Source organism: Pseudomonas sp. FP603, assembly GCF_030687415.1.
GTDB classification, from domain to species: domain Bacteria; phylum Pseudomonadota; class Gammaproteobacteria; order Pseudomonadales; family Pseudomonadaceae; genus Aquipseudomonas; species Aquipseudomonas wuhanensis.
This window is the reverse complement of record NZ_CP117431.1, coordinates 321948-346409: the sequence shown is the minus strand read 5'-3', so window position 1 is coordinate 346409 and position 24462 is coordinate 321948. Positions and strand designations below refer to the sequence as shown.

General features: G+C 59.3%; 21 protein-coding genes and 2 pseudogenes. 8 read left to right on the top strand and 15 right to left on the bottom strand.

The genetic code is table 11. The features are described 5' to 3' along the window. Positions 1-26: 26 nt before the first annotated feature. Entirely contained in the window at positions 27-1385 is a 1359-nt protein-coding gene (locus PSH65_RS01600; protein WP_305424631.1) for a glutamine synthetase family protein, read from the bottom strand. A gap of 37 nt (positions 1386-1422) precedes the next feature. Continuing rightward, complete coding sequence (locus PSH65_RS01595) at positions 1423-2199, bottom strand: gamma-glutamyl-gamma-aminobutyrate hydrolase family protein (RefSeq protein WP_305424630.1); 777 nt, start codon at positions 2197-2199, stop codon at positions 1423-1425. A 278-nt stretch (positions 2200-2477) separates the two neighbouring features. On the opposite strand from PSH65_RS01595, the gene PSH65_RS01590 reads away from it, so the two are divergent. Together PSH65_RS01590 and PSH65_RS01585 are read left to right on the top strand one after the other, a co-directional pair. Further along, on the top strand, positions 2478-3854 hold the full coding sequence (locus PSH65_RS01590) for a glutamine synthetase family protein (protein WP_007897683.1): 1377 nt from the start codon (positions 2478-2480) through the stop codon (positions 3852-3854). A 264-nt stretch (positions 3855-4118) separates the two neighbouring features. After that, positions 4119-4757, top strand: a complete 639-nt coding sequence (locus PSH65_RS01585; protein WP_305424629.1) for a TetR/AcrR family transcriptional regulator — start codon at positions 4119-4121, stop codon at positions 4755-4757. Between the two features lie 210 nt (positions 4758-4967). On the opposite strand, the gene PSH65_RS01580 is transcribed toward PSH65_RS01585, so the two are convergent. The 8 genes from PSH65_RS01580 to PSH65_RS01545 all read right to left on the bottom strand — a co-directional run bounded on the left by PSH65_RS01580 (position 4968) and on the right by PSH65_RS01545 (position 12117). Beyond that, positions 4968-5183 (bottom strand): molybdopterin-binding protein, encoded by a 216-nt coding sequence (locus tag PSH65_RS01580; RefSeq protein ID WP_003229256.1) that lies wholly within the window; start codon positions 5181-5183, stop codon positions 4968-4970. A 34-nt stretch (positions 5184-5217) separates the two neighbouring features. Then, positions 5218-6024 (bottom strand): aliphatic sulfonates ABC transporter ATP-binding protein, encoded by an 807-nt coding sequence (ssuB, locus tag PSH65_RS01575; protein ID WP_305424628.1) that lies wholly within the window; start codon positions 6022-6024, stop codon positions 5218-5220. Next, positions 6021-6803, bottom strand: a complete 783-nt coding sequence (gene ssuC, locus PSH65_RS01570) for an aliphatic sulfonate ABC transporter permease SsuC (RefSeq protein WP_305424627.1) — start codon at positions 6801-6803, stop codon at positions 6021-6023. The genes ssuB and ssuC overlap by 4 nt, the downstream gene beginning before the upstream one ends. 9 nt (positions 6804-6812) lie before the next feature. Then, complete coding sequence (gene ssuD, locus PSH65_RS01565; RefSeq protein ID WP_305424626.1) at positions 6813-7961, bottom strand: FMNH2-dependent alkanesulfonate monooxygenase; 1149 nt, start codon at positions 7959-7961, stop codon at positions 6813-6815. A gap of 25 nt (positions 7962-7986) precedes the next feature. Then, positions 7987-8952, bottom strand: coding sequence for a sulfonate ABC transporter substrate-binding protein (locus PSH65_RS01560; RefSeq protein WP_305424624.1), 966 nt, complete (start codon positions 8950-8952; stop codon positions 7987-7989). Positions 8953-9053: 101 nt separating this feature from the next. Next, positions 9054-9647 carry an NADPH-dependent FMN reductase gene (gene ssuE, locus PSH65_RS01555; RefSeq protein ID WP_305424623.1) on the bottom strand — a complete coding sequence of 198 codons (594 nt, stop codon included), beginning with the start codon at positions 9645-9647 and terminating at the stop codon, positions 9054-9056. Positions 9648-9873: 226 nt separating this feature from the next. Beyond that, a complete protein-coding gene (locus tag PSH65_RS01550) occupies positions 9874-10512 on the bottom strand; it encodes a peroxiredoxin (RefSeq protein ID WP_305424622.1) in 639 nt (212 codons plus the stop codon). A 279-nt stretch (positions 10513-10791) separates the two neighbouring features. Further along, positions 10792-12117, bottom strand: coding sequence for an OprD family porin (locus PSH65_RS01545; protein ID WP_305424621.1), 1326 nt, complete (start codon positions 12115-12117; stop codon positions 10792-10794). A gap of 504 nt (positions 12118-12621) precedes the next feature. On the opposite strand from PSH65_RS01545, the pseudogene tauA reads away from it, so the two are divergent. Beyond that, positions 12622-12738: pseudogene (gene tauA, locus PSH65_RS01540) on the top strand (taurine ABC transporter substrate-binding protein); the annotation flags it as partial. A 54-nt stretch (positions 12739-12792) separates the two neighbouring features. Here tauA and argA read toward each other — a convergent pair. Next, positions 12793-14091, bottom strand: a complete 1299-nt coding sequence (gene argA / locus PSH65_RS01535; RefSeq protein WP_007899457.1) for an amino-acid N-acetyltransferase — start codon at positions 14089-14091, stop codon at positions 12793-12795. 147 nt (positions 14092-14238) lie between these two features. After that, complete coding sequence (argE, locus tag PSH65_RS01530) at positions 14239-15405, bottom strand: acetylornithine deacetylase (RefSeq protein WP_305424620.1); 1167 nt, start codon at positions 15403-15405, stop codon at positions 14239-14241. Positions 15406-15562: 157 nt separating this feature from the next. Between argE and PSH65_RS01525 the strand changes: the two genes are divergently transcribed. Next, the gene (locus PSH65_RS01525) at positions 15563-16930 is read left to right on the top strand and encodes an inorganic triphosphatase (protein WP_305424619.1); all 1368 of its coding nucleotides are present in this window, start codon (positions 15563-15565) and stop codon (positions 16928-16930) included. Between the two features lie 156 nt (positions 16931-17086). Here PSH65_RS01525 and PSH65_RS01520 read toward each other — a convergent pair whose 3' ends face one another. Then, positions 17087-17557 (bottom strand): Lrp/AsnC family transcriptional regulator, encoded by a 471-nt coding sequence (locus tag PSH65_RS01520; RefSeq protein WP_007940379.1) that lies wholly within the window; start codon positions 17555-17557, stop codon positions 17087-17089. 126 nt (positions 17558-17683) lie between these two features. On the opposite strand from PSH65_RS01520, the gene PSH65_RS01515 reads away from it, so the two are divergent. From PSH65_RS01515 to PSH65_RS01500, 4 genes and pseudogenes are all read left to right on the top strand, one after another. Beyond that, complete coding sequence (locus tag PSH65_RS01515) at positions 17684-18022, top strand: hypothetical protein (protein ID WP_305424618.1); 339 nt, start codon at positions 17684-17686, stop codon at positions 18020-18022. 90 nt (positions 18023-18112) lie between these two features. Then, positions 18113-19897 carry a GspE/PulE family protein gene (locus PSH65_RS01510; protein ID WP_305424616.1) on the top strand — a complete coding sequence of 595 codons (1785 nt, stop codon included), beginning with the start codon at positions 18113-18115 and terminating at the stop codon, positions 19895-19897. Between the two features lie 208 nt (positions 19898-20105). Further along, positions 20106-20389: pseudogene (locus tag PSH65_RS01505) on the top strand (NfeD family protein); the annotation flags it as partial. Positions 20390-20455: 66 nt separating this feature from the next. Next, a complete protein-coding gene (locus PSH65_RS01500) occupies positions 20456-20776 on the top strand; it encodes a DUF2388 domain-containing protein (RefSeq protein ID WP_305424615.1) in 321 nt (106 codons plus the stop codon). Between the two features lie 115 nt (positions 20777-20891). Here PSH65_RS01500 and gcvP read toward each other — a convergent pair whose 3' ends face one another. Then, complete coding sequence (gene gcvP, locus PSH65_RS01495) at positions 20892-23765, bottom strand: aminomethyl-transferring glycine dehydrogenase (protein WP_305424614.1); 2874 nt, start codon at positions 23763-23765, stop codon at positions 20892-20894. Positions 23766-24036: 271 nt separating this feature from the next. Further along, positions 24037-24420 (bottom strand): glycine cleavage system protein GcvH, encoded by a 384-nt coding sequence (gene gcvH / locus PSH65_RS01490; RefSeq protein ID WP_038980852.1) that lies wholly within the window; start codon positions 24418-24420, stop codon positions 24037-24039. Positions 24421-24462 lie beyond the last annotated feature (42 nt).

The following is a 24462-nucleotide window of genomic DNA, read 5'->3' as shown; positions in this document are numbered from 1 at the left end:
CGCCGCCAAGCGCAGCGCCCGGCGCATCAGACGGCGAAGAGCAGGAATTCCCGCTCCCACGAACTGATCACGCGCTTGAAGTTTTCATGCTCGGCCCGCTTGACCGCGATGTAGCCCGTGATGAATTTCTTGCCCAGGTACTTTTCGATGGTCTTGCTGTTTTCCATGCGATCCAGGGCGTCTTCAATCGTCAGTGGCAGGCGCAGGTTGCGCCGCTCGTAACCACGACCCACGACCGGAGCACTCGGGTTATGCCCTTCGACCATGCCGATAAAGCCGCACAACAGGCTGGCGGCGATGGCCAGGTAAGGGTTGGCATCGGCGCCCGGCAGACGGTTTTCCACCCGACGATTCTGCGGCCCGGCATCCGGAACCCGCAGGCCCACGGTGCGGTTCTCTTCGCCCCACTCCACGTTCACCGGTGCCGAGGTATCCGGCAGGAAGCGGCGGAACGAATTGACGTTGGGGGCGAACAACGGCAGCAACTCAGGAATGAACTTCTGCAAACCGCCGATGTGATTGAGAAACAGCTGGCTCATGGTCCCGTCTTCATTGGAGAAGACGTTTTTGCCGGTCTCGATGTCGATGATGCTCTGGTGCAAGTGCATGGCACTGCCCGGCTCGCCGGTCATGGGCTTGGCCATGAAGGTCGCCGCCACGTTGTGCTTGAGCGCGGCTTCACGCATGGTGCGTTTGAACACCAGAATCTGGTCGGCCAAAGACAGGGCATCGCCATGACGGAAGTTGATTTCCATCTGCGCGGTGCCGTCCTCGTGGATCAGCGTGTCGAGGTCCAGTTCTTGCAGTTCGCACCAGTCGTAGACGTCTTCGAACAACGGATCGAATTCGTTCGCCGCTTCAATCGAGAACGACTGGCGACCGGTTTCCGGACGACCGGAGCGGCCGATCGGCGGTTGCAGCGGGTAATCCGGGTCATCGCTGCGCTTGGTGAGATAGAACTCCATTTCCGGCGCCACGATCGGCTGCCAGCCGTGGTCGGCGTAGAGTTTCAGCACCTTTTTGAGCACGTTGCGCGGCGACAGCTCGATCGGATTGCCCTGCTTGTCGTAGGTGTCGTGGATCACTTGGGCGGTGGGCTCGATGGCCCAGGGCACCAGAAACACCGCGTTCTGGTCGGGGCGGCAGATCATGTCGATGTCGGCCGGGTCGAGCAATTCGTAATAGATGTCGTCTTCGACGTAGTCGCCGGTGACGGTCTGCAACAGAACGCTTTCGGGCAGGCGCATGCCTTTTTCGGCAATGAACTTGTTGGTCGGCGAAATCTTGCCCCGGGTGATGCCGGTCAGGTCGCCAATCATGCATTCGACTTCTGTGATCTTGTGGTCTTTCAACCAATCGGTGAGCTGGTCGAGGTTGTTACTCATAAATGCCTCTTAGGCTGAGTTTCCTGACTCTTATAAGTCAGGCGTTGTTTGACGCATCGGCGTCGCGTTGTAGAGCATGCTTGCGGCAGGCATCGCCAAATGCCTGGAAAATCGCAAGGTAGTCATGATTCAAGCTTACCTGCCATTCGGGATGCCATTGCACACCCAAGGCAAAAGCCTTGCTTTCGATAACAGAGACGGCTTCGATCAACCCGTCGGGCGCCACCGCTTCCACACGCAGGCCCGGCGCCAGTCGTTCGACGCCCTGACCGTGAATGGAATTGACATTAATCTCTCTCGCCAGCCCGAGACCTGCAAGTACCCCGCCCGGTTGGACGCGCACCGAGTGACTTGGAGCGTACTGCCCTTCCAGCGGAAGGCTGTCATCTTCACGGTGGTCCATGTATGGACCGGCCTCGTGAACCTTCTGATGCAGACTGCCGCCGAACGCCACATTCATTTCCTGGAAGCCGCGGCAAATGCCAAGCACGGGAACACCGGCCTCGACAGCGGCGCGGATCAGCGGGAGAGTGGTGGCATCGCGTGCAGAATCATGAGCAGTACCTGGCGCACTGGCCGGGCCGTTGTAGTGAAACGGTTCTATATTAGAAGGAGAGCCTGTAAAGAGAATGCCGTCCAGAGCGTCCAGAATTTCGGACGGCGCCAGTTGATCCGCCAGGGATGGAAGAATCAACGGCAGGCCCTTGGCAGCTGAAGCCACGGCGCGTACGTATTTGTCGCCACTGATGTGATAAGCATGCAGACCGATCTGCTTTGAGCAGGCGGTGACGCCGATTAACGGCAGGCGAGACATGAAGCACCCCGGTATTATTGCTGTTATGGGTTTAAATCGAGCTTAGCCTTGTTCATTTTTTTACACAACACCCCCGTAAAAAATACAACACGGCCCGCTCAAGCTCGCGGGCGCCAAGAGGGCCGAAAGCCAAAAAACGCCCCAAAGTGCCTCAAAAAAGCCTCGCCAGTGCTTTTTTAGGGCAAAAAAGGCCTCGCTTGACTTCGGCATGCCGTTCGGGTTGACTGGAATCCGAAGAGATCAATGATTGATATTTTTAACAACAAAGGTGTTGCATCATGTCGGTACCCCCGCGTGCCGTTCAGCTTAACGAAGCGAACGCGTTCCTTAAGGAACATCCTGAGGTTCTGTACGTTGACCTTCTGATTGCGGATATGAATGGTGTGGTGCGCGGCAAGCGCATTGAACGCACCAGCCTCCACAAGGTTTACGAGAAAGGCATCAACCTGCCGGCCTCTCTATTTGCTCTGGATATCAATGGCTCGACGGTGGAAAGCACCGGCCTGGGCCTGGACATCGGCGATGCTGACCGAATCTGCTATCCAATTCCCGACACCCTGTGCAATGAGCCCTGGCAGAAGCGCCCGACCGCGCAGCTGTTGATGACCATGCACGAACTCGAAGGTGATCCTTTCTTCGCCGACCCGCGCGAAGTCCTGCGACAAGTCGTCGCAAAGTTTGACGAGATGGGCCTGACTATCTGCGCCGCGTTCGAACTGGAGTTCTACCTGATCGACCAGGAGAACGTGAACGGTCGCCCGCAACCACCGCGCTCGCCGATTTCCGGCAAACGCCCACACTCGACACAGGTCTACCTGATCGACGACCTCGACGAATACGTCGACTGCCTCCAGGACATTCTGGAAGGTGCGAAAGAGCAAGGCATCCCTGCCGACGCAATCGTCAAGGAAAGTGCCCCGGCGCAGTTCGAAGTGAACCTGCACCACGTGGCCGACCCGATCAAGGCCTGCGACTATGCGGTCCTGCTCAAGCGTCTGATCAAAAACATCGCCTACGACCATGAGATGGACACCACCTTCATGGCCAAGCCTTACCCAGGCCAGGCGGGTAATGGTCTGCACGTCCACATCTCGATTCTTGATAAAGATGGCAAAAACATTTTTGCCAGCGAGGATCCCGAGCAGAACGCCGCACTGCGTCACGCGATCGGCGGTGTGCTCGAGACCCTGCCGGCGCAGATGGCTTTCCTCTGCCCGAACGTCAACTCCTACCGTCGTTTCGGCGCACAGTTCTACGTGCCGAACTCGCCGTGCTGGGGCCTGGACAACCGCACCGTGGCCATCCGCGTACCGACCGGTTCCTCCGATGCCGTACGCATCGAACACCGTGTAGCCGGCGCCGACGCCAACCCGTACCTGTTGATGGCTTCGGTTTTGGCCGGTGTGCATCACGGCCTGACCAACAAGATCGAGCCGGGCGCGCCCGTGGAAGGCAACTCCTACGAGCAGAACGAGCAAAGCCTGCCAAACAACTTGCGTGATGCATTGCGCGAGCTGGACGACAGCGAAGTCATGGCCAAGTACATCGATCCGAAATACATCGATATCTTCGTGGCCTGTAAAGAGAGCGAGCTGGAGGAGTTCGAACACTCCATCTCCGACCTCGAGTACAACTGGTACCTGCATACCGTGTAAGCGGTTGAAGTAAAAAAACAGCGCCGCCGGCTATTGAAGCCTGCGGCGTTTTTTTATGGCCAACATCAAACCTGTGGTGAGGGAGCTTGCTCCCGCTGGGTCGCGAAGCGGCCCCAAAACAGCCATTGAGGTGTGTCTGACAGAACCGTATCGCTGTTACAGGGAGTCCTTCGGACTCCAACGGGAGCAAGCTCCCTCGTCACAGGGGATATGGAACATCTGCCCGCTCTGCGTACAATGCCCGCTGCCCTGCAGGAGACTTCAATGACGCGCACCGCCACCCTTCGCAAACCCCGCGCCCGCAGCCAGGCCCGGATCGATTCGATACTCGATGCCGCCCGCACGCTGCTGGCCGCCGAGGGCGTGGCCAGCCTGTCGATCTACAGCGTCGCCGAACGCGCGGAGATCCCGCCCTCCTCCGTCTACCATTTTTTCGCCAGCGTCCCGGCCCTGCTTGAAGCCCTGACCGCCGACGTCCACGCCGCGTTCCGCGCCTGCCTGCAAGCGCCAATCGACCACAACGCTCTCAACGGCTGGCGCGACCTGTCGCGACTGGTGGAACAACGCATGCTCGCCATCTACGACGAAGACGCCGCCGCCCGCCAATTGATCCTTGCCCAGCATGGCCTGACCGAAGTCACCCAGGCCGACCGCCAGCACGACATCGAACTTGGCGACCTGATGCATAAACTGTTCGACCACCATTTCGAACTGCCGACGCTACCAAGTGATGTCGATGTGTTTGCGCTGGCCATGGAGCTGGGGGACCGGGTGTATGCTCGCTCGGTGCAGCAGCATGGGCAGATCACGCCGCGTATGGCTGAGGAGGGGATGCGGGTGTTTGATGCTTATCTGGGGCTTTATCTGCCGCCATATTTGCCCAAGCGCATTCACTCAATCTGACTGCGGCGGCGGTCACGCTGGCCTCATCGCGGGCAAGCCCGCTCCCACAAAAATCTCCAGCGAACACAGATTTTGTGAGTGACAAATAAACCTGTGGGAGCGGCGGTGCGGCGATCCGACTTGCCCGCGATGGCTACACCACTGAGTTCAAGACATGCGCAAAAACCCCGAAGGGCTAACACCCTCCAGGGTTGTAGTTTGCGCACACGCTTACAACTTGGCGATCGATACCTCGGTGGATTTCACAAACGCGATCACTTCACTGCCGACCACCAGTTCCAGCTCTTTCACCGAGCGGGTGGTAATCACCGACGTGACGATGCCGGAGGCAGTTTGCACGTCGATTTCCGACAGCACGTCACCCAGCACGATTTCCTTGATCGAGCCTTTGAACTGGTTACGAACGTTGATGGCTTTGATAGTCATGATGTTGATTCCTGTCGTTGGATGAATCTTCAAGTTATTGAGCCCAACGCAATTGCGTAGGCAGTGGTGAAACAGGTTCCGGTTCCGGCGGTTGGCCAGGCAGAGACAGCACGCGGTTGAGCACTTCGGTTTCCAGCGCCGCCAGCCGATGGGAGCCACGGACCCGAGGGCGCGGCAGTTCCACAGGCAGGTCGAGGCCAACTTCGCCCTCTTCAATCAGGATCACCCGATCGGCAATCGCCACCGCTTCGCTGACGTCGTGAGTCACCAGCAACACGGTGAAGCCATGCTGTTGCCAGAGCCGTTCGATCAGTTGCTGCATTTCGATTCGGGTCAGGGCATCCAGTGCGCCCAGAGGTTCGTCGAGCAACAGCAAGCGCGGTTGATGGATCAACGCGCGAGCCAGGGCCACACGCTGCTTCTGCCCGCCAGATAACGCTGCCGGCCATTCATTGGCGCGATCCGCCAGACCGACCGTTTCAAGGGCTTCCAGCGCTTGCGGCCGCCAGTTGCCCTTGAGCCCGAGACCGACGTTGTCGATGATCTTTTTCCACGGCAGCAGACGTGCTTCCTGGAACATCAGCCGAGTGTCTTCCCGCGCATCACTCAGTGGCGCTGCGCCGGCGAGCAACTCGCCAGCCGTGGGTTTGTCGAGACCAGCGAGCAAGCGCAACAAGGTACTTTTGCCGCAACCGCTACGCCCGACCACCGCCACAAACTGCCCGGCCGGAATGTGCAGGTCGATTTCACGCAGCACCTGCCGTGAACCGAAGGTCTTTTGCAGCTTGCGCACCACCAGCGCAATACCGCGCAGCAGGCGTGGAGGTTGTTGAGCCGTCATGCAGCACCTCCCTTGGCAACCTGATAAGCCGGATGCCAGCGCAGCCACACGCGTTCCAGCCCGCGCGCCGCAAGGTCGGCCAGCTTGCCGAGCACCGCGTACAAAAGAATCGCCAGCACCACCACGTCGGTCTGCAAAAACTCCCGGGCATTCATCGCCAGGTAGCCGATGCCGGCGCTGGCGGAAATGGTTTCGGCGACGATCAATGTCAGCCACATGAAGCCCAGGGCAAAACGCACACCCACCAAAATCGACGGCAGCGCACCCGGCAGGATTACCTGACGAAACAGGCTGAAACCGGACAAACCATAACTGCGGGACATTTCCACCAGCGCCGGATCGACGTTGCGGATGCCGTGATACGTGTTGAGGTAGATCGGGAACAACGTGCCCAGCGCCACCAGAAAAATCTTCGCCGACTCGTCGATGCCGAACCACAGGATCACCAGCGGGATCAGCGCCAGGTGCGGCACGTTGCGGATCATCTGCACCGAACTGTCGAGCAGGCGTTCGCCCCATTTCGACAAGCCGGTGATGAAACCCAAGGTCAGACCGATGCCGCCGCCAATGGCGAAACCGAGCGCCGCGCGCCAGCCGCTGATGGCCAGGTGAGTCCAGATTTCACCGCTGCTGACCAGGCTCACACCGGCCTCGATCACCGCGATCGGCGCCGGCAGAATCCGCGTCGACAACCAGCCCGCCGACACCGACAACTGCCATACCGCCAGCAACAAGACCGGCAACGCCCAAGGCGCGAGGTTGTGGATGATTTTCTTCATGGCGACGCCTCAGCTCTGGGACGCGGCTTTAGGAAGAATGTCGTTGGCCACCATCTCGCCGAACGGGCTGACGTAGTTGGCGCCTTTGGGCAGTTCCGGGCGCTCGATGTCCAGATGCGGGAACAACAACTCGGCCACCCGATAGGACTCTTCCAGGTGTGGATAACCGGAGAAGATGAACGTGTCGATGCCCAGGTCCGCGTATTCCTTCACCCGAGCGGCCACGGTCGGACCGTCGCCGACCAGCGCCGTACCGGCCCCGCCGCGCACCAGACCGACACCGGCCCAGAGGTTGGGGCTGACTTCCAGATGGTCGCGACTGCCGCCATGCAAGGCGGCCATGCGTTGCTGGCCGACCGAATCGAAACGCGCCAGAGACGCCTGGGCACGGGCGATGATGTCATCGTCCAGATGCGAGATCAGTCGATCCGCCGCTTGCCATGCCTCGGCATTGGTTTCACGAACGATCACATGCAAGCGAATACCGAAGCGCACGGTACGGCCAAGCTTCGCGGCTTTGGCGCGAACCTGCTCGATTTTTTCTGCCACGGCGGCCGGTGGCTCGCCCCAGGTCAGGACCATTTCGACCTGTTCTGCCGCGAGGTCTTGCGCGGCTTCCGACGAGCCGCCGAAATACAGCGGCGGACGCGGTTGCTGGATCGGCGGATAGAGCAATTTGGCACCCTTCACGCTGATGTGCTGACCGTCGTAATCGACGGTTTCACCTTCCAGCACCCGGCGCCAGATGCGAGTGAATTCAACCGAGGCCTGATAGCGTTCTTCGTGACTGAGGAACAAACCATCACCGGCCAGCTCTTCCGGATCGCCACCGGTGACCAGGTTGAACAGCGCACGACCGCCGGACAGACGATCCAGCGTCGCGGCCTGACGCGCCGCCACCGTCGGGGAAATGATCCCGGGGCGCAGGGCGACAAGGAATTTCAAACGCTGGGTCACCGGGATCAGCGACGCGGCCACCAGCCACGAGTCTTCGCAGGAGCGACCGGTGGGAATCAGCACCCCGCCAAAGCCCAGACGATCCGCGGCTTGCGCGACCTGTTGCAAGTAACCGTGGTCGACGGCGCGAGCGCCTTTGGCGGTGCCAAGGTAATGGCCGTCGCCGTGGGTAGGCAGGAACCAGAAAATATTGAGGCTCATGGAGTGGTCTCCTTGGGAAGTCGAATTACGGCGCTTTGGCTACGGCCGCCGGGGGCGTCCAGATCACGTCTTTGATGCTCAAGGGTTTGGGAATCAGCTTGAGCTGGTAGAAGCTGTCGGCGATTTTTTGCTGGGCAGCGACTACTTCCGGCGTAAGGAACAGCGCGCCGTAACCCTGGCGTTTCACCGAGGTCAGGGTGATGTCCGCTGGCAGGCCGAGCAGTGGCGAAACTTGCTGGGTCACGTCCTCGGGATTGGCCTTGGACCATTCGCCGATCGCGCGTACTTCTTCCACCAGAGCCTTGATCACTTCAGGATTTTTCTGCGCGTAAGGTTGGGTCGCCAGGTAGAACTGGTGGTTGTCGACGAGGCCTTTGCCATCGCGCAGGGTGCGTGCTTGCAGTTGCTGTTCGGCGGCGGCCTGGTACGGGTCCCAGATCACCCAGGCATCGACACTGCCACGCTCGAACGCCGCGCGGGCATCGGCGGGCGGCAGGAAGACGGTCTGGATGTCGCTGTATTTGAGGCCGGCGTCTTCAAGCGCACGCACCAACAGGTAGTGCACGTTGGAGCCTTTGTTGAGCACGACTTTCTTGCCCTTGAGTTCCTGCACCGATTTGATCGGCGAGTCCTTCGGCACCAGGATCGCTTCGCTGTGGGGCGCTGGCGGCTCATAGGCAACGTAGAGCAGATCGGCGCCAGCGGCCTGAGCGAACACGGGCGGCGTTTCACCGGTGACGCCAAAGTCGATGGAGCCCACGTTCAGGCCTTCGAGCAGTTGCGGGCCACCGGGGAATTCAGTCCATTGCACGTCCACGCCTTGGGCGGCGAGGCGTTTTTCGAGGGTGCCTTTGGCTTTGAGCAGCACCAAAGTGCCGTACTTCTGATAACCGATCCGGAGGGTCTCGGCTTGAGCTTGAGTAATGGCGCCGAAGGTAACAGCCGCAGCAAACAGAGCGACCAGACCACGACGCAAAATGACAGTGCGCATAGCGCTCTCCTTTTTGCAGTTGGGTTTTGGCTGCACCTGCTTGGCCGTTAGCGGCTGAGTAAGGTGAGTACTTCAAATTCAGGTGTGGCTTGAGTGCTGGCTTAAATGCTCCAGCGAGCACTCAGCAAACGTTCGTTCAACAGGTTCGGATCGAGCGGCTTGGGCCGACGAGCCATGGCGCTGAAAAACTGCTCCAGCGCTTCAAACAATCGTTGCGCAAGCTCCGGCGCCAACTGCGCCTGGGCGCTGCCTTCGCCGTAAGCGATCTGGCTGTCCACGGCGAAAATCCCCTGCAGCATTTCCTGGGCTTTCAACGCCGACAGCACCGGTTTGAGCGCGTAATCCACTGCCAGCATGTGAGCGATGCTGCCGCCGGTAGCCATTGGCAAAACCACCTTGTGGCTCAGGGCACGTTCGGGCAGCAGATCGAGTAGGGTTTTCAACGCACCGGAGAACGACGCTTTGTAAACCGGCGTGGCGATCAACAAGCCATCGGCGTTTTCAATCTGTTGCAACAGGTCGATCACTTTCGGGCTGTCGAAGCGGGCATGCAGCAAATCTTCGGCCGAGAAGTCCCGCACCTGATAACTCACCACTTCCACCCCTTGCTCTTGCAACCAGCGTTGGGAGCGCTCCAGCAGCACCCCGGAACGGGAGCGTGGGCTGGGACTGCCACCGAGTGAGACGACCAGCATTCAGACAATTCCTTGAGCGGCTTGGCGATTCGCGGCTTGCGATCTCGCGTTGATGGCGTGACCTTAACAGCTGATTTATATATCCATAAATCATATTTATTCATTTAGTTATACTTTAAACGAATATGAAAATTGTCTTTTTCCGGGCAAAAAAACAGGCCGTCGAAACGGCCCGAAATCCCCTGCTTTGGTAGATGCTCCCCGCCCCTGTAGGAGCGGTTTTCAATCAACGATTCGGTTGCGGCGTCAGACGCAAATACGGTTTCACCGCGCGATAACCCTTGGGAAAACGTCGTTTGATTTCATCTTCGTCCTTGAGCGACGGCACGATCACCACTTCATCACCATCCTGCCAGTTGGCCGGAGTAGCCACCTTGTAGTTGTCAGTGAGCTGCAGCGAATCGATCACCCGCAAAATTTCATTGAAGTTACGGCCAGTACTCGCCGGGTAAGTGATTGTCAGCCGAATCTTCTTGTTCGGATCGATCACGAACAGCGAGCGCACGGTCAGGGTGTCGTTGGCATTTGGGTGGATCAGGTCGTACAGGTCGGACACTTTGCGGTCCGCATCGGCGAGGATCGGGAAGTTGACGATGGCGTTCTGGGTTTCATTGATGTCCTCGATCCACTTGTGGTGCGAGTCCACCGGGTCGACCGAAAGAGCAATGGCTTTGACGCCGCGTTGAGCGAATTCATCCTTGAGCCTGGCGGTGAAACCCAGCTCGGTGGTGCACACCGGCGTGAAGTCCGCCGGGTGGGAAAACAACACGCCCCAGCTATCGCCCAGCCATTCGTGGAAACGGAGGGTGCCGGCGCTGGAATCCTGCTCGAAGTCGGGGGCGATATCGCCAAGTCTGAGGCTCATGGTGCTGCTCCTGATGAGTGCTTGTTGAGCTCAACTGTGCCTGCGTTCATTAGAGATTAAAAAGAATAAATATCGATTTATTTAGATCATAAGTGAATATTAAATATCTGTTCACTGGACCTGAATGCACATGAGGACGAACATCGCCGACAAGGTTCGAGAAGGCCTTGAGTTGCTGCAAAGAGGGGATTTTCAAGGCGGGATTACGGGGGTGACCCCGCTTTGAAAACGCAAAAGCCCCGCCCGGCGAGATGCCGGGCGGGGCTTTTTTTCTACGTCTTACATGAAGTTGTAAGTGTAGTTGAAGATCAGGCGAGTCTGATCCTGGTCGGCGATACCAGTACTGCTGCCACGGTAGGTGCCGTGACGCAGGGTAGTGCCGAAGCCTTTCAGAGGGCCTTGCTGGACAACGTAGTCCAGGCGCATGTCGCGCTCCCACTCGGACGAATCGCTTCCGCCAGTGGCGGATTTGATGTCGTCACCGTGGAGGTAGGCAACTGCAGCCTTCAAGCCCGGAACGCCCAAGGCGGCGAAGTCGTACGAGTATTGACCGAACGTGGTGTTCTCACCTGCGCGGACAAACTGATGGATCATGCTATCGGTAAACAGATAGAAGCTTGAGCCGCCAGCCCCTTCGTTACGACCGCTGTCATTCAAAAGGCTGCCCTGGTTCATGTAGACGAAGCCACCGTCATCGCCGACTTGCTGGTGACCCAACAGGAAGGCGCTGCCACCCAGGGTATAAGTGAACATGGCGCTCCAGGTCTTGTTATCGACCTCGCCCGGGGTCTTGGCATAGCCGCCGTTGTTGTTGAACCGGTAGCCGGCGTCACCATTACGGCCATCAGAGCTGCTGTCGAAGTAACGCAGGTCAGTCTTGAACGACTGGCCTTCGCTGATCGGGAAAACGTGTACCGCGCCCAGGAAGTGCTGTTTGTAATAGTCTTGCAGGTTGGCGTAGTAGTACTGCAGGGTCAGGTCTTTGGTGACTTTCCAGTCCGCACCACCATAACGGAACTGGTTGCTTTCCTCAGTACCGCCGCTCACCGCCAGGCCGGTGCTGTTAGTCCCCGCACGGCCAACGGCGTGCTCCAACTGACCGGCGTTGAAGGTTACGTTGTCGATTTCCTTGGAGGTGATAGTGCCACCTTCAAAGGTTTGCGGCAGCAGACGACCATCGTTGGCCACCAGAATTGGCAGGTTAGGCGCCAAGGCACCACCCAAGTGAGCCTCGGTCTTCGAGAAAAGCGCCTTTACGTTGCCTGACAGACGACTCCAGTTGTGCACAGCCGAACCGTCGGTGTCGCTTGGAACAAAGGAGTTGTTATCTGGGTGGTGACCTTTGCCGCCATCGAGGTGGATACCGACCAGAGCCTGGGCGTCGATACCAAAACCTACGACGCCTTGGGTGAAGCCGGACTTGTAGTCGAACTTCAGGCCGGTGGCCGTTTCGCGCTGGTCGGAACCGCCTTCGCGGTTATCGTTATTGAAGTACAGGGTACGGGAACTGACGGACGCTTTACTGTCTTCGATGAAACCGGCGGCGCCTGCCTGCTGCGCCAAAACCCCTACGGCCACAGCCAGGGCCAAGGTGGACTTCTTCATTGTTTCGCTCCTCTCGTTCTAATTTTTGTGTTCTTTGGTCTCGGGTCTAACGCCCCAGATCCACAGATGCGCGATTAGCACTGGTCCATGACTGACAAGTCAATCGTAACCATGTGTGTCTACGACCAAGGTCTAACCGCCGTGATTTGGTCCCTGCAGGGTAATGAGCTCTTCATAAACCCAAAAAGAATTGTTTAATTCTTTTTAATACCTTTTAGGAATATATCTTTCAATCGATAACCCGAACCTGGATCACGGGTATCGGCTCATAAGCTAATTCCTAAATGGTATTCATTGGCATTTTTTTAGATCGATTAGCGTTCGACGCATCCCCCATACGTCAATCACTTGCGAAAAGGCGACGCCATCATGGCCAAACGCGCACTATCTAGTCAATTTGTTACAGTTTATGTATCGCTTATATTTTCTTTTTCCGCCCAGGCGGCGACGCTCACGGTCGGTTATCAAACCCAGATCAACACTGCCGAAACGTTCATGGTGCGCAACGGCACGGCCAAGGCCATTGGCGAAACGGCGAAGTTCTTGAAGGAGCAAGGCAAGGTCGAGACGGTGCTGCCGGATTATTCGCCGTACGTCAGCGCAAAATTTGTGCAGGAATGATCGTTCCCACGCTCTGCGTGGGAACGATCAAATACAGGTCCCGGCTGGCCCGGGTCAGAGGGCTTTTTCGAAGATCTTCGAATTACGCTGGTAGTTGTAAAGCGACGCCCGCGCCGATGGCAGGCGTTCGACGCTGCTCGGTACAAACCCCCGCTCACGGAACCAGTGGGCCGTCCGGGTGGTCAGCACGAACAAGGTTTTCAGGCCCTGTGCCCGGGCGCGGGTTTCGATGCGTTCCAGCAACTCATCGCCGCGACCGCCATGGCGGTACTCCGGGTTCACCGCCAGACACGCCAACTCCCCCGCATCCGAATCGGCAATCTGATACAGCGCCGCGCAGGCGATGATCATGCCTTCGCGTTCTACCACGCTGAACTGCTCGATCTCACGCTCCAGCACCTCTCGGGAACGGCGTACCAGAATCCCCTGCTCTTCCAGCGGGCTGATCAAGTCCAGCAAACCGCCGACGTCCTCGATGGCTGCCTCGCGCACAACTTCGAATTGCTCCTGGGCCACCAGCGTACCGCCACCGTCACGGGTGAACAGTTCGGTCAGCAGCGCGCCATCTTCGGCGTAGCTGACGATGTGACTGCGCGCCACACCGCCCCGGCACGCTTCAGCGGCAGCATCCAGTAGCTCGGCTTGATAGTTGCTGCCCAAACGCTGCAAATGCGCCGGTACCTGTTGCGGGCGCAATTCGCGGACCAGCCGGCCATTTTCATCGATCAAGCCCAGATCGGCGCCGAACAGCAGCAGCTTGTCCGCACCCAGATCGATGGCCGCACGGGTAGCGACGTCTTCGCACGCGAGGTTGAAGATCTCACCGGTCGGCGAGTAACCCAGCGGCGACAACAGCACGATGGAGCGTTCGTCCAGCAGGCGATTGATGCCCTTGCGGTCGACCCGGCGCACTTCGCCGGTGTGGTGATAGTCGACACCTTCAAGTACGCCGATCGGCCGTGCAGTGACCAGATTGCCGCTGGCCACCCGCAGGCGCGAGCCCTGCATCGGCGACGAGGCCATGTCCATGGACAACCGCGCTTCGATGGCGATGCGCAGTTGGCCGACCGCATCGATCACGCACTCCAGCGTCGCCGCATCGGTGATGCGCATGCCGTGGTGGTAGTGCGGGGTCAGGCCGCGAGCTGCGAGGCGGGTTTCAATTTGCGGACGGGAACCGTGAACCAGCACCAGCCGCACGCCCAGGCTGTGCAGCAGCACCAGGTCGTGGACGATATTGCCGAAGTTCGGGTGCTCCACGCCGTCGCCGGGCAGCATGACGACGAAGGTGCAATCGCGGTGGGCGTTGATGTAAGGCGAAGCGTGACGAAGCCAATTGACGTATTCGGGCATGAACCTGGGCCTGTAATAAATAGCAGCCGAAAAAAGGGTAAAGCAGTAAACGCACAGCGGGCTGATGGTTATCGTCGGAACAGGCTTGGCGACACGCGCGCTCTCCTCATGAATACGGGTTGGGACATCGGCAATTTATACACGCTCCTACACTGGCATCGTCGTTTTGGCCGGCGTCAGGCAGTAATGTTCAATCAGTTGTCGTAATAGATGCACGGTAGGCTGCAAACGTGACATTTCGAGGTATTCCCCCGGTTGGTGGGCGCAGGCGATGTCGCCCGGTCCCAATACCAGTGTTTCACAACCAAGACGCTGAAGATAAGGCGCTTCCGTGCCGAACGCCACTGCTTCGGCGCGATGGCCGGTGAGCTTTTCGGCGACCCTCACCAATTCCGAGTCTTCGGCCTGCTCGAAGGGTGGCACTTCGGGGAACAGCGGCGCGTAATCGATCTTCACCTGATGCCGTTCGGCAATCGGATTGAGCTTCTGCAAAATCGCCGCGCGCAAGGCTTTGGGGTCCATGCCTGGCAATGGACGCAAGTCGAACTCCAGCGAGCACTGGCCGCAGATGCGGTTGGGATTGTCGCCCCCGTGAATGCAGCCGAAATTCAGGGTCGGTTGCGGCACACTGAACTGCGGGTTACGGAATTCGCGCTGCCACGCCAGGCGCAAGCCGCGCAGTTCGCCGATGGCATCGTGCATGGCCTCGAGGGCACTGTGGCCCAGGCGCGGGTCCGAGGAATGGCCGCTCTGGCCGAGGATGTCGATGCGTTCCATCATGATGCCCTTGTGCATCCGCACCGGCTTTAGCCCCGTCGGCTCGCCGATCACCGCCGCGCGACCTAATGGCCGTCCGGCTTCGGCCAGAGCGCGAGCGCCAGACATCGAGCTTTCTTCATCGCAGGTGGCGAGGATCAGCAAGGGTTGCTTGAACGGTTGGTCGAGCAAGGGTTTGACGGCTTCGATGGCCAGGGCGAAAAAACCCTTCATGTCGCAACTGCCCAGGCCGACCCAACGACCGTCCACTTCCGTCAGTTTCAGCGGATCGGTCTGCCACAACGCCTCGTCGTACGGCACCGTATCGCTGTGACCAGCCAGCACCAGGCCGCCGGGGCCGGCACCAAAACTGGCCAGCAGATTGAATTTGCCGGGGCTGACCTGCTGGATATCGCAGGCAAAACCCAAGTCCCCGAGCCATGTCGCCAACAAGTCGATGACCGGCCGATTGGTTTGATCCAGGCTGGGTTGGGTACAGCTGACAGACGGCGCGGCGATCAGCGCAGCGAACTGATCTTTCATGGACGGCAAAGGCATCGCTGACTCCCAACTCCCGAATTGAAGTCCATCATAGAACCATCCGGCGACAGGAATAAACCGCTACGGCGCGTAGGACGGATCAGTCCTGTACACTGCACGACCTTGGCAGCCACACATTCCCCCGGCTGCGCTCCCGATCCTGGATTTTCCGGCCATGCAGAAAGAAACCGAAATCAAACTACGCGTCAGCCGCGAAACCCTCGCCGCCCTGCGCGAGCACCCGTTATTGAAAAAACGCAACAAAAGTGGCTGGGAACGCCGTGAGTTGATGAACCAGTACTTCGACACGCCTGAGCGCGACCTGGCCCGCGCCAAGGTTGCCCTGCGCCTGCGCCGCGATGGCGAAGAAGTGATTCAGACGCTCAAGACCCGTGGCCAGAGCGTTGCCGGTCTGTCCGAGCGTCACGAGTACGACTGGTCCCTGCCCAAAGCCAAACTCGACGTGAAGAAACTCGACGGTGAATGCTGGCCCGAAGAGCTGGCCGATCTGGACAAGAAAACCCTGAAAGCCATCTTCACCACCGATTTCGTTCGCGAGCGCGCGGAAATCGCCTGGGGCCGTGGCAAGACCAAAGTGGTCATCGAAGCCGCGCTGGACCTGGGCCATGTAGTGGTCGGCAAGCAGAAAGAAGAAATCTGCGAGCTGGAACTGGAACTGCGCGAAGGCGAACCGGCCGCGCTGCTGGAACTGGCCGCCGAACTGGCTGCGACCCTGGCGCTGATGCCATGTGATATCAGCAAGGCCGAGCGCGGTTATCGCCTGTTCGATGCCAACAGCTACTCGCTGAGCTTGCCGGCGCCGCAAATCACCGCCGAAATGCCGCTGGACGATGCGTTCGCCGCCCTGAGCTGGCATTTGCTGAGCAGCAGCCAGCGTCTGGCCGAGCAATATCGCTTCAATGGCCACTGGCGCCTGTTGCAGGACTGGGTCGAGAACCTCGCTGAAATGCGCGCGCTGATCAGCAGCCTCGGTCAGGCCGCACCGCGTCAGTCAACTCATGATCTGCGGGTCGCGCTGGATGCCCTGCTGGAAGACTGGCGCCCCCTGGTCCAAGCCGGCCTGGACGACGAAGACGTGCGCAAAGCCGCGCCGGAGCAATTCCTCGAAGAGCTGGAAGATCCGCGCTGGGGCCTGTTCTCCCTGAACACTTCGCGCTGGTTGCTGGCTCGCACCTGGGCCGCCGATCGCAACACCCGCGGCAATCGCCAGGGCGCTGCACAACTGGGCAGCTGGCTGCCGCGCATGCTGGGCGAAGAAGCCAACTCGCTGCAATTGCAGCGTTACCAGCAACAGCCGGAAGACCTGGCCGAGCAGCTGCCGCGCATCGAGCGCATCCAGGCCTGGCTGCACCATGCTCGTGGCGTGCTGGAGATCCCGGAAATGGATCGCCTGTACGGCGAGCTGAACAAACTGACGCAACTGGCCAACGAGCCGATCACCGATGAATCGCTGGATGCGCGTAAGCACCAGGCGATTGCGGTGTATCAGAATCGCGCCTGGAAGACTTTGCTGCGTCTGTAAGTACCCTGTGGCGAGGGAGCTTGCTCCCGTTCGGCTGCGAAGCAGTCGTAAATCCGGGCATCGCGGTTTGTCTGGCATACCGCAATGGCCGGATTGGGGAGCGCTTCGCACTCCAGCGAGAGCAAGCTCCCTCGCCACAAAGGCCTTCGAACATCATCAGCGCAACACCGGCAAACTCGTCGTGGATTTGATTTCCGACAACGCCACGATTGAGTTGACCTCCTGAATCCCCGGCACCATCGACAGCTTCTCGAAGAAGAAGCGCTCATAAGCCTCGATATCTGCCGTGACGATCCGCAGCAAGAAATCCACCGCCCCCATCAGCACATAACACTCCAGCACTTCGGGAAAGCCGCGAATCGCCTCGGTGAACTCGGTGAAGTTCGAGCGTCCGTGGGCATTGAGTTTGATCTCGGCGAAGATCTGCGTGTTAAGGCCGATTTTCTTTCGGTCAAGCAACGTCACCTGACCGCGAATGATCCCCTCCTCCTTCATCCGTTGAATCCGCCGCCAGCACGGCGACTGCGAGAGCCCCACCTGTTCGGCGATCTGCGCGCTGGAGAGCGAAGCGTCCTCTTGCAGCAACGCGAGAATCTTGCGGTCGTAGCCATCCAGCTCGCTGTGCATAGAAAAACCTATAGTGGGTACTAGATCGAATTGATCAATTCGATAAATGGTCAATAAGCCCAATCATAGATAAGAAATGCCCGGCACCGAATGTAAAAATTCCTCCAGTGATTTTGGAGACCGACCATGCCGCATTTAGAAGCCGTGAACACCCCGCCCGCCCGCGCCGATGTCTGGAACGTCAGCAACGCCCACTGCCGCGTCCATTACCAATTGCTGGCCGAGGCCGAGCCGGATTTGCTGTGCCGTGCGCTCAATCTGTTCGCCTTGCAGTTTCTGACGCCGCAGCAGGTCAACGTGCAGCGAATGGACGATCTGCTGTCGGTCGATATCGTCATGGACGGCCTGAGCTGGCACCGTGCTCAAGTGATCGCGGAAAAATTACGTAACCTGATCAGCGTCTGCTCGGTGAACCTGCAAGCGGCTGATTCTGCGTGGCAAGAGCCTGCTCACGCGACAGGCTGAAAAAACCCGACACGTGTTGGTCGGGTAGTGGCCCAACGGTCTGCGGGTGCGCGGCTATCCTTTGCGAACGGTTGTTCATAAGGAGCCCGCATGTCCGTTCAACTCGCCACTCAGGACCGCTGGCTGGACCTTAACGATTTGCTGCGTGAACTGGTCGCCCAAGGCTTTATCAGCCAGGATTCAGCCGAACACGCACTCAACGCCCGCCGCCGTCACGCCATAAATGGTCAACAGCACCCGCTGGAGTTCATCGCCAGCCAACACTTGGACGACCTCAGCCGTCCCGGCAAACACCTCGACCTGGAAAGCCTGACGCTCTGGATGTCTCAGCAGGCCGGTCAGCCCTATTTGCGCATCGACCCGCTGAAAATCAATGTCGCGGCCATTACGCCGTTGATGTCCTATGCCTTCGCCCAACGCCACAAGATTCTGGCGGTGTCCATCGACCGCGACGCCGTCACCGTGGCCAGCGCCCAGCCCTTCGTCAGCAGTTGGGAGGCCGACCTGACCCACGTGCTGAAGCTACCTATCAAGCGCGTGGTGGCCAACCCGGTGGACATCCAGCGCTTCAGCGTGGAGTTTTTCCGCCTGGCCAAATCGGTCACTGGCGCCACCAACGCCGATCAGCAAATAAGCACCCTGGGCAACTTCGAACAGTTGCTCAACCTCGGTGCCAGCGACCAGGAGCCGGACGCCAACGATGCGCACATCGTCAACATCGTCGATTGGTTGTTCCAGTACGCGTTCCAGCAACGGGCCAGCGATATCCACATCGAACCCCGGCGCGAGCAAGGCACAGTGCGCTTTCGCATCGACGGCGTGCTGCACAACGTCTATCAATTCCCGCCGCAGGTGACCATGGCCATCGTCAGCCGCCTGAAAAGCCTGGGGCGGATGAACGTCGCGGAAAAGCGCAAACCCCAGGACGGTCGAGTCAAAACCAAAACCCCGGATGGCGGCGAAGTCGAGTTGCGGTTGTCGACATTACCGACGGCGTTCGGCGAAAAAATGGTTATGCGGATCTTCGACCCGGAAGTGCTGCTCAAGGACTTCGATCAGCTGGGTTTTTCCGCCGATGACCTGCGTCGCTGGCAAGACATGACCCGCCAGCCCAATGGCATCATTCTGGTGACCGGGCCGACCGGTTCAGGCAAGACCACCACGCTGTACACCACTCTGAAGAAACTGGCGACGCCGGAGGTCAACCTCTGCACCATTGAAGACCCGATCGAAATGGTCGAGCCGGCGTTCAATCAGATGCAGGTCCAGCACAACATCGACCTGACCTTTGCCGCCGGCGTGCGCGCGCTGATGCGGCAAGACCCGGACATCATCATGATCGGCGAGATCCGCGACCTCGAAACCGCCGAAATGGCGATTCAGGCCGCACTCACCGGCCACTTGGTGCTGTCGACGTTACACACCAACGACGCCCCGAGCGCCATCAGCCGCCTGCTGGAACTCGGCGTGCCGCATTACCTGATCAAGGCCACGGTGCTCGGGGTCATGGCTCAGCGTCTGGTTCGGACCCTCTGCCCGCATTGCAAGGCGCCATTAACTTTGGGCGAGGACGACTGGCAAACCCTGACCCGGCCCTGGCAAGCGCCACTGCCGGGCAACGCACAACGCGCCATCGGTTGCCTGGAATGCCGCGAAACCGGCTATCGCGGCCGCGCCGGGGTGTACGAAATCATGCAGCTGACTGACGGCATTAAAGCGCTGATCAACCCTGACACCGATTTGCTGGCGGTCCGCCGTCAGGCATTCAAGGAAGGCATGCGCAGTTTGCGCTTGTCGGGGGCGCAGAAAGTGGCGGCAGGTTTGACCACGATCGAAGAGGTGTTGCGAGTGACGCCGCAGAGTGAGCAGAGATAAGTAAGTCAAGACGCATAACCTGTGGAAGCGTGGCTTGCCCGCGAAGAACGATGACGCGGATTACCTGAAAAACCGCGGTGCATTCTTCGCGGGCAAGCCTCGCTCCCACAGGATTTTCGTCGCTCAAATTTCTTAACATACTTGAGATTTACTCTGACTGACTGGCATCAGCCATAGTCCCTGGCCCCTCCAAGTCGCATATGAACCTGAGGTGCTGCTGTTTGCGGTCTTTTCGATCCTCACCGCACTGTGCTGGTGGCGACGTCAGCGTAGCGTGGTGCGAGCCAGCGACCAGCCGAACCTGAACCTGCGCGGACAAGAGCTGATAGGCAAGGTGTTCGTGGTCTCAGCGAAGCGATTGTCGACGGCCGCGGCAAGATCAAGGTCGCCGATGGCGTATGGATGGCCCGCGGGCCTGACACTGCATCCGGCAGCCGTGTTCGGGTAGTCGGGCAGCAAGGGGCGATTTTACTGGTGGCGCGAGCCGACTAACGTCACGGAACTGGATTGGGTTATTGGCAATCAAAGCCCGCAGTTAATCCAGTGGAGTCACCTTTTATGCGTCTCAAACTTGCTGTCGCTACCTTCGCCGTGTTGTCCCTTCCAGTCGGTTCGGCGATGGCTGATGACAGCTTTTGGCAGAGCGTCCTTACGTCCGGTGCCACCACCGGTTCGTCCTACCTGACCTCCAGGGATCACAAGCTGGTCGTCGCTGCCCAGGACGACGCCGGCAGCTTTGTCGCCAGTGACGGCGCCATTCGCGGGCCGTACCTGGAAGCCGCGATGCAGAAAGTCCGAGCCGACAACCCAGGCCTGCAAGCCACGGACATGGAACTGGCGAACGCCATCCTGGCGAAGAATGCCATCGCCTCGAAATAAGGTTCGTTGCTGAACAAAATGCCGCTCACATGAGCGGCATTTTTTTGCCTGAAATGCGATCAATTGTGGGAGCGGGCTTGCTCGCTCCCACATTAGATCTTCATCTCTCGTGATTTCAGCGGTATTCGTCCACCGGCACACACGCGCAAAACAGATTGCGGTCACCGTAGACATTGTCCACCCGGTTCACCACCGGCCAGTACTTATGGGCCTTGGTGTGCGCATCCGGTGTCACCGCCTGTGCGATGCTGTACGGCCGCTCCCAGACGCCAGTGATGTCGGCCAGGGTATGCGGCGAACGTTTCAGCGGGTTGTCCTCTGCCGGCCAGTTGCCGTTCTGCACCTCGGTGATTTCCGCGCGAATACTCAGCATCGCATCGATAAAACGGTCCAGCTCCGCCTTCGACTCACTCTCGGTCGGTTCGACCATCAACGTCCCCGGCACCGGGAACGACATGGTCGGCGCATGGAAGCCGTAGTCCATCAAGCGCTTGGCAACGTCCTCTTCACTGATCCCGGTCAGCGTCTTCAGCGGTCGCAAATCGAGGATGCATTCGTGGGCCACTCGCTCATTGCGCCCGGTGTAGAGCACTGGAAACGCGCCGGACAAATGCTGCGCCAGGTAATTCGCGGCGAGGATCGCCACCTCACTCGCATCCGCCAGTTGCGGCCCCATCATGGCGATGTACATCCAGCTGATGGGCAGAATACTTGCACTGCCCCAAGGTGCCGCGCTCACTGCGCCGTTCTCCGGCAGCGGGCCATCGATTGGCACTACCGGGTGATTGGCGACGAACGGCGCCAGGTGCGCCCGAACCCCGATCGGGCCCATCCCCGGTCCGCCACCGCCGTGGGGAATGCAGAAGGTTTTGTGCAGGTTCATGTGCGACACGTCGGCACCGATGTCTGCCGGCCGCGCCAATCCAACCTGCGCATTCAGGTTGGCGCCATCCATGTACACCTGACCGCCATGGCTGTGGATAACTTCACAGATCTGGCTGATGCCCTCTTCGTAGACCCCGTGAGTCGAAGGATACGTCGCCATCAGGCAGGCGAGATGATCCCCCGCCTCCGCGGCTTTGGCTTTCAGGTCATCCAGATCGACGTTACCCCCCTCGTCGCACTCGACGATCACCACCCGCATCCCGGCCATTTGCGCCGAGGCCGGATTGGTGCCGTGGGCCGAAGACGGGATCAGACAGATATCCCGCGCGCCCTGATGGCGGCTCGCGTGATATTTGCGGATTGCCAGCAACCCGGCGTACTCGCCCTGAGCGCCCGAGTTGGGCTGCATGCAGATCGCATCGAAACCGGTGATCGCGCAGAGCCAGCGCTCCAGCTCCTCGATCATCAACGAATAACCCACCGCCTGCTCTTTCGGTACGAACGGATGCAGATTGGCGAACTGCGGCCAAGTGATGGGGATCATCTCACTGGTGGCATTGAGTTTCATGGTGCAGGAGCCCAGCGGGATCATCGATTGATTGAGCGCCAGGTCTTTGTTTTCCAGCTGCTTAAGGTAACGCAGCATTTCGGTTTCGCTGTGATGAGCGTTGAACACCGGGTGACGCAGATAAGATGTATTGCGCAGCAACCCGGCAGGAATGCCGGACATCAAGACTTCAGCGTCCAGTTCGTCGACGTTGAGCCCATGATCGGCCCCGAGAAACACATCGAACAGCTTCGTCACGGTGATTTCGTCACAGGTTTCGTCGAGGCTCAGGCCCAACTGCCCACGGCCGAGAATGCGCAAGTTGATCTGCGCCGCCTGGGCACTTTCGATGATCGCGGTCTGAGCGCCACCGACCTCCAGGGTCAGGGTATCGAAGAAATGTTGGTTGAGACGGGGGATCCCATGGCGCTCCAGGCCGGCAGCGAGGATGCAGGTCAGCCGATGGACGCGCTGGGCAATCCGTTTGAGCCCTTCCGGGCCATGGTAGACCGCGTAGAAACTGGCGATATTGGCCAGCAGCACCTGAGCGGTGCAGATGTTGGAGTTGGCTTTCTCCCGGCGGATATGTTGCTCGCGGGTTTGCAGGGCCATGCGCAGGGCAACGTTGCCGCGAGCATCTTTCGACACGCCGATGATCCGCCCGGGAATCGCCCGTTTGTATTCGTCGCGACTGGCAAAAAACGCCGCGTGCGGGCCGCCGTAACCCATGGGCACACCGAATCGCTGGGACGAACCGAACACCACGTCGGCGCCCAGTTCCCCCGGCGGGGTCAGCAACAGCAGACTTAGCAGATCGGTCGCCACACAGGCCAAGGCTTGCTGGGCATGCAGATGATCGATCAATGGGCGCAGATCGCGCACTTCACCATGGGTGTCGGGATATTGCAGCAGCGCGCCGAACACCTGGTGCTGTTTCAAGTTATCCACAGCGTCGACGATCAGCTCGAAACCGAACCCTTCGGCCCGGGTCCGCACCACGGAAATGGTCTGCGCGTGGCAATTCTCATCGACGAAAAACAGGTTACTTCTGGATTTGGCCACGCGCTTGGCCAGTGCCATGGCCTCGGCTGCCGCCGTGGCTTCATCCAGCAGCGAGGCGTTGGCCAGTTCCAGGCCGGTCAGGTCGATGGTCATCTGCTGGAAATTCAGCAACGCTTCGAGCCGGCCTTGGGCGATCTCTGGTTGATAGGGCGTATAGGCAGTGTACCAACCGGGATTTTCCAGCACGTTGCGCAGGATGACGGCCGGCGTGAGGGTGCCGTGGTACCCCATGCCAATCAGGCTGGTCCAGACCTGGTTCTGCTCGGCGTAGCCCCGCAGCTTGGCCAGCGCGGCTTCTTCGTCGAGGGCCGGCGGCAAGTCCAGCGGCCGGTTGAGGCGGATTCCCGGCGGCACCGTCTGCTCGATCAGTTCGACCCGGCTGCCAAGACCAAGGCTGTCGAGCATCGCCTGCTGCTCGGCGGCATCGGGGCCCAAGTGGCGGCGCAGGAAGGTATTGGGGTCGCGTAACTGGCTCAAGGACGGCAACTGGGACATGACGGGCTCTCTCTTGACTGGCGCTCGGCGTCGATGCAATGCGGTCAAACCAGCATAGCAGTCGCTGCCAGCAGCGAACCTGTGGGAAAGGTTGACACTTCCCCTGTGGGAGCGGGCTTGCTCGCGAAAACGGTGGGTCAGTCGACCTATACGTTGAATGATTAATCGCTTTCGCGAGCAAGCTCGCTCCCACATTTAATCTTCAGCGCATCAAGTTAGCGGACACAAAAAAGCCCCGAAAAATCGGGGCTTTTGGGGTAACGCTGAAGGCTTACTCGCCAATAGCAGCCTTGTAGGCCACCGGGTCAAGCAGGTTGTTCAGCTCGGAGGTATCGCTTGGCTCGAGTTTGAAGAACCAGCTGTCATAAGGCGCGCTGTTGACCAGCTCCGGGTTGTTGGCCAACTCTTCGTTAACGGCAATGACTGTGCCGGAAACTGGCGAGTAGATATCGGACGCGGCCTTGACCGACTCGACTACACCTGCAGCCTCGCCAGCAGCGAACACTTTGCCGATTTCCGGCAGTTCAACGAACACTACGTCACCCAAGGCTTCCTGAGCATGGTCTGAAATACCCACTTTCACGCCGCCATCATGGTCTAGACGGGCCCATTCGTGACTTTCGGCAAAACGCAGGTCGACAGGGATTTCGCTCATGTTCTGTGTCCTCAAGAAAAATGTCAGCGGTCATTGCCCGCC